This is a genomic window from Marinobacter sp. DSM 26671, from assembly GCF_900112835.1.
Lineage (GTDB): Bacteria > Pseudomonadota > Gammaproteobacteria > Pseudomonadales > Oleiphilaceae > Marinobacter > Marinobacter flavimaris.
The window spans coordinates 1-12,096 of record NZ_FONF01000043.1; the positions used below are offsets into that span (position 1 = coordinate 1).

Consider the following 12,096-nt stretch of genomic DNA (forward strand, 5'->3'; position numbering starts at 1 on the left):
GCGAACGCGGTGACCTGAACATCAGTAATGCCGGTGCCGAGAACGCTATTCGCCCGTTTGCCCTCGGCAGAAAGGCCTGGCTCTTCGCCGATACCTCACAAGGGGCGAAAGCCAGCGCCACCTGCTATTCGCTCATAGAAACCGCCAAGGCCAATGGCCTGGAGCCCTCCGCTTATATCCACCATGTGCTGGAGCGCATTGCTGGGGCCGATACACTGGAGAAGCTTGAAGCCTTGCTGCCCTGGAATGCCGAGTTGCAGGCTTTGAAAAAAGTGGCTCAATACGATTAGGGCAAGAGGGTCGATTTAACGGCGCTTACGAAAGACCCTACGAGCCCGAGCCGCTGCCGATTGGTGATGCGGCAATTCTGATGGCGGCAGATGGTTACGGTAAGGGGTATGTGAGAGGTAGGCAGGGCGAGGATTTTATTATTATTAGAACCTCCGAAACTGTAAGAAACTTTTCTTTTTTGCGAGATCCTGAACCACAGGACCTTTATCGCAAGACGGTAGAGATACTTGAAAGAATTCGTGAAGAGAGGCACATGGAGCACTGATGCTGGGTTCAAAGATAATGGATCTGAAAAGGTTGGTGCTTGTTTCTCCAGAATTCTTAATTGGGGTTTTGGTTTTCTATATTTTCAGAGAAAGCCCGGATTTGTTTGAAAAAATTGCTCTAAATATCAAGGGCGATTCAAACATTCCTGACATTGTCAGCGCCCTACCGTTCACGTTTGTCGCTTTAAGTTATCAACTTGGTATGGGGGTCATCAGGCCCGGAGATGAAGAAGAAAACAAGATCCTTTATGAGTGGCCGCACTATTGGATGCTGGAGCATCGTTTTTACGGCTCATTGATAATCTGCATCTTATGCTCTATCGCGGTGATTTGGTTCTATCTCGATCCAACTGGGTTGAGTGATGCGGCACTGGGTGCAATCTTGGTTGGCGCCATTATGATTTCGGGGATCACGGTTTTTTTGCTGGCTATTGCAAGGATCACCTTGCGGAAAATATTGACACTATATCGTTAACAAGGGGCTTCAGCGGACCGATTTTCCGGCGCGATGCGCCTCCAAATTGGCCGCTGAGCAGAGCGTTAGTGAGATTGTATGAATCAACATTTGAGTTTAGCTAACCGGCTTCATGAGGTTGTCATTGGAAATCTCACCTGCGTGAATACGTGGGGGGTCTATCTTTTCGACGCCGATTTTGATGGCGAACCTGAGTTACGGGAAAACCGGGACAGATTTATTTCCGCTAGGGAAATTCATAACGTTTTTATGTGCGCTTTTAGGTTGCGTTGGAGAGTGACATGGCAGGGTTTAGTCTTATAAAGATATTTGCTGACACGAATATACTTCATGCATCTCAAGCGCATTTGCTAATAGCGACAAAGGTGTCTCAGTACATAGCAGAACATCAGCGCATCGAGAGCATCGAACTCAAATGGATGTTGCCTCGGATGGTAGTAGAAGAGCGGCGCCATCAAATGGTTCAGGCTGCGTTAGCGCTTAGCCCAAAAATAAATGAACTGGAAAAACTGATTGGTCACTGTTTGGGAATATCGGAAGAGGTGATGGCCGATCGAGTAGACTCTAAGATTCGGAAAGGTGTTGAGGATCTTGGAATTGAAATCTGTGAATTAGACTGTGAACAGGTTAATTGGAGTTCCATAGTCGCGAAAAGCGCAAAAAGGGAGCTCCCATTCGAGATCTCCGGAGAGAAAGAGAAAGGCTTCCGCGATGCTGTAATTGCTGAAACATTCTTCCAAGAACATAGTCGGTCGCCAGCAACGCCCAGAAGCTGTTTGTTGGTTTTTGTTACTGGTGATAAAAATCTCAAACAATACATAGAAAACCGGACAAACCAAGCGAAGAACGTGCGCCTTCTAGATTCGCTAGACGACTTAAAAAGTCTACTAAACGCTATTGCCTCGGAAATTACGGAAGAGTTCTTAAAGGACATTTTTCCGAAAGCAACAAAACTGTTTTACGACTTCGATTCTCACGAAGGACTGTACAAAAAAGCACGTGTGTTTGAACTCATATCCGACCAGTTTTCACGGGAGCTTGTCGAAGTTGTTAATGAGTTTTCTGGCGGAACTAGGGTTGATGACGGTGTTGCTTTGGGAGACCAAACGTTTATCCGAAAGGAGGGTCAAACCGTAGTTTGGAGCACGGAGGTAATCCGCAAGTTTAAGATCGTTAGAGAAAAACCTTTAACTGACCTTGCAGGGCTACTTTCAGCTTCAAAATCTAGTGCGGCGGGCCTTGGATTACCTGAGCGGCAGGTTCTGGCAACCGGTAAAAGCCGCTTTTGGATTGAGTGGCAACATCAGATTACCACAACGGGAAAAGTAAGTAAGGCGAAGATTAATAATATTATCTACGACGGATATGAGATTGATGACGCCGACGCTATTAAATTTTAAGTGAAAACCGCTTCAGATCTATTACTGCGGTTATTAGGGTAAGCTGGCTCGTTTCCCCGGAGTCATTCCCTTTTGCCACTCAATTTCATCGCCCGGCGCCGGCAAAAACCGCCCAAACTCGATCATCTGGGTGGCCGGAATGTCCTGCAGATAGATCCAGACATCCTCAGCTGAGATGTCCACGATTTGGGCGATTTCTTCAAGCATCTGAGTCATCAGGGCCTGTTTGATCTCGATGCTTCTGCCCTCCCGCACCAGGCCGTACACATACACCTGAGGCGCGGTGTTCACGCGGCCACCTACGAAGTGGTCGCCCTCACTGGCCGCAGAAAACAGAACTTGGGCAAAGAACCGGGGAGCGCCGGTTTGGGCGTTGTGGGCCGCTGTTATGGCCTCGGCGATCTGTGATTTCTGCTGCGGCGACAGAGACAGATTCGCGACCGTGACGGTGTAAGTGGGCATGGGAAGCTCCTGCCATAGGTTGTACGTTTGCATTGGATCTCGCCACTATCGGAGCGAGGCGGGTTTGTTTCACTATAGCAACGCTTATCTGCCGGGCCCCGGCGATTTACGCTGCCGATCACGGTTGGACGGTTGCAGGTACGTGAAGACAGTGTGGTTGGTGAGATTATTGAACTGGCGGTTTGATCAGATGGGGGAGCCGTGACATGCTCCGGTTTCTGCAGGTTTCAAATTCGACTCTCACCTAAGTCGATATACCGCCGAGTTAGATAGGGAGAAGCCTTTAAGGGCCCCGCCTGCCGTATTCGCAACCTTCGGTACGACAATTGATGATTAAGATTCTGTCTGTGTCATTCGCTCTTTCTGTGGCGACTTTTTTACTGATTTTGGCAAGCCCGGTAATTGTTTCGGAGGGAGGGCAAAGACTGGGGCCTTCTCCATATGCAGAGAGAATTGATGAGCTGTATGAAAGCATGAAGGGTGCAGGTAACTCACCATATTCGCAGGAGTGGCAGGAATTAAAGGAGCTAAACAAGAAAAACAATGATTGGTTTGAGGAGCGCCGTGGAGAACGGGGAGGTGCTCCAAGCCTAGGCTATTTTGATGTTCTGCAGGAGATTAGCTCTGCTATCACCTTTATTCTGATCTTGGTTTGGGGCGTTGGTTATCTGCTTACTTACCGGTTCTTTGATGGTTATTGGTCGCTGCTGATTTTGGTTTTTCCATCACTGATGTTTGCTCTGAGAATTCTCTCTTTCCAAGACTTTGTTTCGGTAGTTTTGTCGGTACTGGTTGTCTATTCCGTCAAGACTTTAAGGAAGAGAGGAGGAGCTTAGAGAAAACCGGGACAGGTCTATTTTTCGCGACATAGACCTTTCCCGGTTTCGGTTCCTTATATATGTGAAGGCAGTCTTATGCCTTGCTCTCCGTATCTAGCCGTCCTTCTCTGCACACCTTCCGATATGCGTATGTCAGGTGTCGAACGAGACGGGTTTCGGTGCCCGGTGCTTCTTCCGCACGACCACTGTCCCCGCGAGCTTGTCATGCCAGCCCTGCTTGCGGGAATCAAAGGCCACCCAGAAATAGCCAAGACCAAGAGGTATCAAGGAGAGGTAGTATGCGAGGTAGCGTCCGATCAGCTGGCCAGTTGTTGCAGCATTGCCAGTTTTGGCATCAACAATTTTGGCGGAAACGGCCATTTTCCCTGGTGTTGCCTGTTTTGATATCCAAAATAGAATCACAGCTACAGCAGGAAATACCCAGGACAAAAGAAAATCCATGGGCCCAACGATTAAACTTGTATCTTCCCAGTAGGACTCACCATAGAACGCGGTGAGCAGGGGAAACACAATAATACCTATCAAGATAGAATCGATCAGCGTTGCGCCAGTTCGAGCCCAAAAGCCGACGTATTCCAAGTCATCATATTCCATACTTCATCCTTTAAATTTATGAGTTTGCTTCCCGTGCGGGCCAACTGTGAGGTGGCCTTCTTCAGTAAAGTCTGGCATTACAGAGCGTAAGTTACCAAGCTAACTACAATTTGCACACTTCAAAAAATGAAACAGATTGTTACCGTAAAGATGAGTCTTATCAGCTGGGCCTGAATCAGAGGGTAAACCGGTACAAAGCTATTTTTCTGGGCTTTTGATATGCAGGACGTTCTTATCCCGCACACTCATCTCGAAGAGTTCACTGGCTCGAATAAGATCGCTCAGCTTCTTGTACCCGTAGTTCACGGGGGAGAAAGAGCTGTTATTAGAAATATACTGGCCAACTTTTCCTAGATGCGCCCAACCATCATCGTCAGCAGTCTGTTCCACCGCAGTTCGTAGGGTTCGGACCAGTACGGTGTCGCCCCTTAGTTGATTACGGCCCCATTTGGTTTCCACGGTTGGTTTTGGCGTTCCACCGTTGCTGACGTTATCGGGTTCCTCTGTGTCTTCGCGCAGGTTTTCTGTGTAGATGAATTGCGAGCAGGCGTTCACGAAGGGCATGGGGGTTTTGCGCTCGCCGAAACCAAAGACGGGCAGACCGGCTTCGAGAATTCGCATTACCAGGGGCGTAAAGTCGGAATCGCTGGTCATGAGGGCGAAGGCATCGACGTTCCCGCTGTAGAGCAGGTCCATGGCGTCAATTATCATTGAGGCGTCGGTAGCGTTCTTGCCGGTGGTATAGGCAAACTGCTGAACCGGCCGGATGGCGTTAGCGTGCAGCTTTTCGATCCAGCTACCCAGTTGCGGACCGTTCCAGTTTCCGTGGGCATGGCGCACGTTTACAGCGCCGTATTTGGCAAGCTCCTCAAGTACCCCTTCGATGGATTGGTGACTGACGTTGTCACAGTCGATGAGTAGAGCGATTTTGTAGTTGCTGTTCATCTTGTTTGAGCTGTCCTTGTCGCTGGTAGTTCTGACCTTCTCAGAACAGTTTGCGCTGGTGCGTCTGGATGTCTGCCTCCTCGATAAACTTGAAGCTGAACCTTTCGCCGTCGAGTTCTACTGTCAGAGCATATATCGACTCAGGCCTTTGGTCGAAGCGAGTCATCTGGGATTGGAACCTTCCGCTGTAACTCTGGCCCGGAAAAACAGTTGTCTTCTGGAGATATCCATCCATTGAATTAAGGTTGCGCTGCAGGTCTGACTGGATGTTTGAAACTCCGGCCTGGACGTTGGCTTGAATCTGAGCCTGAGCCGCCGCAGAGGCGGCGGGGTCACGGGTGTATGACTGAGAGGTGCCGTAGTAGCTCGCTGTCCCTCCGCTTCCGTATGCAGTTCCCGAACCGTAGGTTGTGGTGGTCTGAGACTGTGCAGCACTGAAGCTCTGGGCCATCGCGCTGAGTGCAAGTGCAGTTCTTCGGGATTGAGCGCGACTGATGTGTTGTTGAGTCAGTTCGTTGTAGGAAAGAAGATCAATCGAGTACTCGTCTTGATGAAAGGAGATGTTTTCCACACTGACGTTCACGGGTTCTTCAGACTTGTTCTGAACGAAAAGTAGAGCAGTTATGGGCTCCCACGCCTGTTTTCCATCTCGGACAGCCATCTGAACCACATAGTCATCAGATTCTTGCTTCTGGATGATCCACCCCTCTGAGAAATATGCCATTGAATCGTCTGACGGAAAGGCATTGAAACTGGTATTGATCGTTTGCGTTGCGCAGCCAGTTATTGTGACTAAACCGAGTGCCAGAAATAAGAACCGGTTGATGTGATCAAGCATTGTCAAAACCATACAGGGCTAAAAAGTAGTTTGCAGTGCATGATGTTAGCAGAAGTTCAACAGATAAGACCGGGGGAGCCGGGACAGATCTATTATTGCGGTTATTTGTGTAAGTTGGCGCGCTTTCCCGGAGACATTTCCTCTTCCTACTCAGCTTCATCGCCCAGCGCTGGCAAAAAACGCCCAAACTCGATCATCTGAGCCGTAGGAATGTCCTGCAGATAGATCCAGGCATCTTCACCTTTGAGGTCAACGAGTTGTGCGATTTCTTCAAGCATCTGGCTCATGAGGGCTCGTTTGATCATCGAGGCAATGAGCTATCCTGAGACTCTCGACCTTCAAGGATGCGAGCCAAACAATGATCGAAACGTCCCAGGAATTTCAGAGCGATGGTACAACCTGTCGCGGTGTTCTTTATACGCCGGATGCCGGCAGTAAAGGTTTACCGTGCGTCGTCATGGCCCATGGTTTTGGGCTGACTCATGCCAGCGGTCTGGCACCGTTCAAAGAAGCTTTCTGCAATGCGGGTTACGCGGTCTTTGCCTTTGACTACCGCCATTTCGGTGACAGTGATGGCCAGCCACGGCAGACGCTGAGCCCTTGGAAGGAAGTGGCAGATTGGCTGGCGGCACTGGGTTTTGCGCGGCAGCTCGATCGTGTGGATAGCAACCGCATTTGCCTGTGGGGAACGTCGTTTTCCGGCGGGCTGGTGATTGCGGCCGCGGCAAAGGATGGGAACGTGAAATGCACCATCTCCCAATGCCCGATGATGGATGGTCTGGCGTCGTTACTGGGGGTTGTCGGTTATGCCGGCTTCATGCAGGCGATGCGCCTGACCTGGCACGGAACGGTCGACTGGCTGCGTCGTGGGCTGGGGATGTCTCCCCGGTATATTGCGTCGGCCGGCCGCCCCGGCGAGTTGGGCATGATGACGGCTGAGGACTGCCAGGAGGGGTATGTTCCCTTGTTGGCGGATAACGCATCGAATTACGTTGCAGCGGGCGTGAGTTATGCCATTCCTCTTTTCCGGCCCATCCGGTTGGCCAGCAAAGTCGCCTGCCCGGCACTGGTGTTGATTTGCGACCACGATACCGTCGCCCCGGCGAGCGCTGCGGCCAAAGCGGCCCAGAGAATGCCGAACGTGGAAGTGAAGCACTATCCGGTCGGTCATTTTGATGTCTATCGGGACGAAGCTCTGGAGCAGTCCATCGAAGATCAGCTGGATTTCCTGGCCCGGTTTTTCAAACAAATTGGAGCCCGAGGTGATTAAGCCTAGTTGTTACAGTTGCCGAAAAAGATTTGAGCCATCTGAGCTCCGGGTCTCTTACTCGAAAAACTACTGTGAACGCTGCGGTGTTGGGCTGTTTGGTGATGATTATTTTGGTTTCACCGCTAAGCCCGTCCCAACTGTTCGCAAGAACCTGGCGGTCCATTTTGCAGTGCTTCTTCTCGGGGGTGCTGGCTTGCTGTTATGGCTTTTGGCGGGCCGGTCGTGACCGCTCAGAATCGGAAACGGCCTATTTGCAGAGAGCCGGGACAGGTTTGTTTTATGTGGTTTACTAAATTTTTCGTCTCCCGAGTGGGAAGTTTCCCAAGGGTTGGACTAGTGTGTAGTTATAAGAAACGGATAAACGCCGCTGTTAAGGATGACAGATGGACTACGCCCCGGCATTACCGCCCCTCTTCGATTATATCTGGTACCTGATACCGCTCTTCATTATTGCGGCGGCTATCAAATTCCCCTGCTTCAAAGGCAAAGCCGGGGAAGCAGTGGTTAATTTCTCCGCCAAACTCTGTCTACGCAAAACCCGTTGCTACCTGATCAAGAACGTTGCCCTACCCACCGAAGCCGGCACTACTCAGATCGACCACATCATTGTTTCGCGGCACGGGATCTTTGTGGGGGATGCTACATTCAAAACGCCTATGCCGGAGAGCGTGACCCACGGTGGTGGGCATGTCGGCTTTATCAAGGCCCAAATCGAGCAGCGGTTGTCGACTGTTGAAGTTCAGAAGGTGATGGAAGCCATTGATTGCTATAACGAAGCGCGCTACCTAGTCACTGCTAGGCATGCAAATGCGGACAGATGTTTTACAGACCACGAAAGAAAACATAACAATCAGGCAAAGGGGTTGTTTATGAATGTCATATTATTTCCGATTTACGTTTTGGTGGTATTACTTGTTTATGGTAATACAGTGTTTGCAGACTCACTTTCTTATCGGGACAAGGCAGGCCAATGTTCCGAGCATGGATACAAACTCTGTTGGCGCTATTGTCTTGTGGCCGCTAAGCGACAAGAGGCAGGTCAAACGGTTAAGCATGGAGAGCGGTGTGATGCTGAACACAAAAAACAATTTACGCATACACCCTATCAATCGAAATCCGATCCAGATTATCTTCCTTCAGGTTCGTGGTTGTTAGGTAGTGATGTTGTAGGCATATATCGACATAATGCTGGCAGGAGTAGACATATCATTGACGCACCATCACATCCGGAATGGAAAGAAAAATGTGCAAGTACAGTGCGTATTGAGCCACCAACGATCAAGTCACTTATGAAAAATGGAAAAACGTTACAGAAAGGAATGAAGGTTCATTTGAGCAAAATACAAGTTAAGGCAATATCAGGCAATCGATTTGAATGCAAAGCGGGGAAGGTTGAGGTGCTTGATTAACCATGGGAAACCGCGAAAACCGGGACAGATTTATTTTCGCGGCTCCAAACCGGCGCGTGAGCCGAGCGTTATGCTTAATTTACGCTACCAGGGGTTAATATGATTTTAAAAGCGATAACTGTCGGTATGGGTTTCCTGATTGCTCTGCCAGCAATTGCTCAAAACGACGACAAAGTGATTTATCAGCAAGACGGGCTTTGGGTCCTCTCGTTTCCATGGTCATCAAACCAGCGTTGGTGTGAAGATCACAACCTTCCCGGTGGCGCCATCCCGGTCAGTGTTTTTTATTCCGCACCTCACGAACAACGAATGGCAGCGCTTGGCAAGCCTCTGCACCAGTGGGTGTATGATGCCATTCTCCCGTCAATTCAGCGTGTTTGTGGTGCCGAAGTGGAGATCGATTACATCACTCTGGCCATGTACCGCAAGCCGAGCAATATGGCCCCGAGTGGACTTGTCTCCGCCCTCAAAAGCAACAAGCCCCCACCTTGGGATAGCATCACGGTAAAAGTCAGTAAAGCAGGAGCTGAAGTAACCGGTCACCGCTCCCTTGATGCGCAATATCACCTTAACTCCAAGCAATTGGCAGCCCTTGACCCGCGGAGCGCCGCCGACGTTGAAAAACAGCTTATTCGCAGCGAGATCAATGAATACGTGTTGCATCAGAGCGAAGGCCTAAAGTTTATTTCATGGTTTAGTCAGCCTGGACCCAAATGGTGTCAGCATTCCTACGTCAGCGTCATTGCGGAATATGATAACGAGGCGGTCAAAAAGGAGATTCTCAACTCACACCCCGCCGCTTATTTGCAAGAAAAAATCATTCCCGAAATCCGTCAAATCTGCCCTCAATTCCCCAATTATCCTCAAGTTCTAGAGGGTGCCAAACAGCTTCTGGTGTTCAAGTTCAGACCGAAGATCGGGCGTATCGCCGATGAGCGGATCAATCCTGATAAGCTGAACTTCCAAGTATTCGACAATGGCGGCGTCAAACTCCTACGTGATAAGACTTACGAGCGTTGGTTGGTCGCGAAGCAAAATGCCTCAGTCCAAGGTGCAGTGACGCAAATGGTCAAGTTGGATAACGACTGGCTATTGTCGAATGGTATTCAATCTGCACAAACGAAGGCTGAGATTGCCGCTAGTCTCATAAAAATCAACGAATCACTGTTTGAGTTGAAGGGGTTCAAGTCGCTGAAAAGACATTTTGAAAAGATTAAACAGCTAAGACGTGATGCGCTGAATGACTTCGATACAGCTCGAAATGAGTTCCAAAAAGCGGAGGAAGCCGCAAAACAAGCCAAACAACAGAACAGCCAATTGACCTATGCCACCATCAATAAAGTCGATCAACTCATTGCTGTTTACCAGCAGCATACCGAAAGCGGAGAACAAGTCTTTGATGCTGCACTAGGTAAACTTAAGAGAGCAGAGAGCCTTATCATTAAAGAGTGACGTCGACCCGGACTGACGAGAGATGATCAAGATCGAACGCACAGAATATGCCTTCGCGAGCCTGAATGCTTCCCCAGATGAATGGGAAGCTATGAAGGCCATCGTGGGCTACTGTGCCAGTCACTTTAACCACACAGACTTGCGCTATTCCCTACCTTTCCCCGAAGAGCAGCGACACGGCAAGATTGAGTCTTTATGTGAGGCTATGAATACTGTCTGGGATAATCCACCTATCGAAGACATGTACCGAGACGACCTATTGCTGATAGCCAAATGCATAATCCACACCGAAGGGAAAGAACTCCCTAAGGTGAATCCCAAGCTGCAGGAGGCCATAGCCCAGCAGCTCCTTGATATCGACGTGTACCATCTTTTTGACGATGACAATGTCACGCCTGAGCAGTGGGATTTGTGGAATTGCGAGCGCCGCATACATGACACCAAGTCATGGATTATTGCCCTGCACGCCAAACAAACCGACAAAGCCGGCCACCCCTATGCCCAACACCCATTAAGGGTTCAAATGCGTCTGCTGGAACTGTTTCCAAATGTTGACGAGGATACTCGTCATGCAGCACTTCTGCATGACGTAATGGAAGATTGTGGTATTACCGCAGAAGACTTACGCGAACGGGGCTATTCAGAACAAACCATCCAGACCGTTGCAGCCGTCACCAAAAACAAGGATGACGGGCTGACTTACGCACAGCGCATAGATCAACTCGCAGCCAAAGGGCCTTTGGCTGCAATCCAGGTCAAACTCTGTGACCTGCTCGATAATAATGACCCCAGCCGCCTCAGCGCCCTATCCGAAGAGCAAGCTCGGTCACTAAATAAACGCTATTCCAAGGCTATTCAAGTGCTGAAAGCACGAATTGCTGAGCCATGAAACATAATCATAAAAATATAACGCGATACAGCGCCGATAAATAAATCCGTTTTATAATGTCATACACCACATCTCTTTTGTGACGGTTGGCCCGGTAGGAAGATTTGGTATTCATTGCCCAATGATGGTTCATAAAAAACCGCAGCAATCGCTCCCGTTGGTAGCTGGGACAGCCAAAACGCTGCGCTTATTTGTCTGCCCCTGTGCGGAGCGTTATTTCCAATAAATCATAGGAAGGAGATTTTTATCGATGGCGATTGTTAAATGTAGAGAGTGTGGTGAAGAGGTTTCTAATAAAGCTGAAAAATGTCCCCATTGTGGTGTGAAAAAACCTCACTCGACTGATTATTGGACGGGAGTTTTCTGGAAATCGGTAATTGCGTTTTGGTTTGTATATCTTATTTTTAGTGGGAAAGCTGCCTTTATTCTTTCTGAAGTCGTAAATTTGTTAGATTCTGGAGGGAGTAAGGCAGTTTGCGAGCTGTCGAATAATCAGCTCACTCAGGATGTGCTGTTGGTAAACGGAGAAGGCGACTTCGGTTATAGATACAATGCGACTGTGAAAAATCATGGGGAGCAAGGTGAAATCACAGTTACTGCAAAAATCTCCACCTCCGAAGGTAATTTTGAGCGTGTTGTTAGTGGCCAATTAAAATGACCCACTACTGGCCATTAATTTTGACCCACCCCCGGGTGGCCGTCAGGCCACAGAACCAGCTACTGTCCCCCGCTTTTATCCATGGCCGGGGGCATGTCAGTGAAGGAGTGGGTTGTGATACACAAGATCAAGGCACTGCACGATAACGGCAAAGGGCTGTCGATCCGCGCCATCAGTCAGGAACTGGGGTTGTCCCGCAATACCGTTCGCAAGTACCTGCGGATGGAGGTGGATGCGATTTCAGAACGGTTTGCAGACCCCTCGCGGAGCAAGCGACTCGATGATCACCGGGATTATCTGGTGCATTT

General features: G+C 49.4%; 15 protein-coding genes. 10 read left to right on the plus strand and 5 right to left on the minus strand.

The features are described 5' to 3' along the window. From BM035_RS21535 to BM035_RS21550, 3 genes are all read left to right on the plus strand, one after another. On the plus strand, positions 1-290 hold a 290-nt coding region (locus BM035_RS21535; RefSeq protein ID WP_139216091.1), incomplete at its 5' end, for a transposase domain-containing protein. Positions 291-555: 265 nt separating this feature from the next. Further along, positions 556-1,032, plus strand: coding sequence for a hypothetical protein (locus tag BM035_RS21545; RefSeq protein ID WP_092034336.1), 477 nt, complete (start codon positions 556-558; stop codon positions 1,030-1,032). A 281-nt stretch (positions 1,033-1,313) separates the two neighbouring features. Continuing rightward, positions 1,314-2,432 (plus strand): PIN domain-containing protein, encoded by a 1,119-nt coding sequence (locus BM035_RS21550; RefSeq protein WP_092034337.1) that lies wholly within the window; start codon positions 1,314-1,316, stop codon positions 2,430-2,432. A 33-nt stretch (positions 2,433-2,465) separates the two neighbouring features. Here BM035_RS21550 and BM035_RS21555 read toward each other — a convergent pair whose 3' ends face one another. Next, positions 2,466-2,894 carry a tautomerase family protein gene (locus BM035_RS21555; protein ID WP_092034339.1) on the minus strand — a complete coding sequence of 143 codons (429 nt, stop codon included), beginning with the start codon at positions 2,892-2,894 and terminating at the stop codon, positions 2,466-2,468. A 329-nt stretch (positions 2,895-3,223) separates the two neighbouring features. Here BM035_RS21555 and BM035_RS21565 point away from each other — a divergent pair, with 329 nt between their 5' ends. Continuing rightward, positions 3,224-3,730, plus strand: a complete 507-nt coding sequence (locus tag BM035_RS21565; protein ID WP_092034340.1) for a hypothetical protein — start codon at positions 3,224-3,226, stop codon at positions 3,728-3,730. Between the two features lie 135 nt (positions 3,731-3,865). Here BM035_RS21565 and BM035_RS21570 read toward each other — a convergent pair whose 3' ends face one another. The 4 genes from BM035_RS21570 to BM035_RS21585 form a co-directional block, all read right to left on the minus strand. Next, complete coding sequence (locus BM035_RS21570) at positions 3,866-4,327, minus strand: RDD family protein (protein WP_092034342.1); 462 nt, start codon at positions 4,325-4,327, stop codon at positions 3,866-3,868. A gap of 198 nt (positions 4,328-4,525) precedes the next feature. Then, on the minus strand, positions 4,526-5,272 hold the full coding sequence (locus BM035_RS21575; protein WP_092034343.1) for an NYN domain-containing protein: 747 nt from the start codon (positions 5,270-5,272) through the stop codon (positions 4,526-4,528). Positions 5,273-5,312: 40 nt separating this feature from the next. Further along, complete coding sequence (locus tag BM035_RS21580; protein ID WP_092034345.1) at positions 5,313-6,110, minus strand: hypothetical protein; 798 nt, start codon at positions 6,108-6,110, stop codon at positions 5,313-5,315. A gap of 146 nt (positions 6,111-6,256) precedes the next feature. Next, positions 6,257-6,397: a hypothetical protein gene (locus BM035_RS21585; RefSeq protein ID WP_175497449.1), complete on the minus strand. Its 141-nt coding sequence runs from the start codon at positions 6,395-6,397 to the stop codon at positions 6,257-6,259. Positions 6,398-6,468: 71 nt separating this feature from the next. On the opposite strand from BM035_RS21585, the gene BM035_RS21590 reads away from it, so the two are divergent. From BM035_RS21590 to BM035_RS23095, 6 genes are all read left to right on the plus strand, one after another. After that, positions 6,469-7,380: an alpha/beta fold hydrolase gene (locus BM035_RS21590; protein WP_092034346.1), complete on the plus strand. Its 912-nt coding sequence runs from the start codon at positions 6,469-6,471 to the stop codon at positions 7,378-7,380. 383 nt (positions 7,381-7,763) lie between these two features. Next, on the plus strand, positions 7,764-8,789 hold the full coding sequence (locus tag BM035_RS21600) for a nuclease-related domain-containing protein (RefSeq protein ID WP_092034349.1): 1,026 nt from the start codon (positions 7,764-7,766) through the stop codon (positions 8,787-8,789). Between the two features lie 99 nt (positions 8,790-8,888). Continuing rightward, on the plus strand, positions 8,889-10,241 hold the full coding sequence (locus BM035_RS21605) for a hypothetical protein (protein WP_092034351.1): 1,353 nt from the start codon (positions 8,889-8,891) through the stop codon (positions 10,239-10,241). 22 nt (positions 10,242-10,263) lie between these two features. Next, entirely contained in the window at positions 10,264-11,130 is an 867-nt protein-coding gene (locus BM035_RS21610) for an HD domain-containing protein (protein WP_092034352.1), read from the plus strand. 250 nt (positions 11,131-11,380) lie between these two features. Further along, on the plus strand, positions 11,381-11,788 hold the full coding sequence (locus tag BM035_RS21615) for a hypothetical protein (RefSeq protein WP_092034354.1): 408 nt from the start codon (positions 11,381-11,383) through the stop codon (positions 11,786-11,788). A gap of 114 nt (positions 11,789-11,902) precedes the next feature. Next, the coding region (locus BM035_RS23095) for a helix-turn-helix domain-containing protein (RefSeq protein ID WP_254775560.1) at positions 11,903-12,096 on the plus strand (194 nt) is incomplete at its 3' end.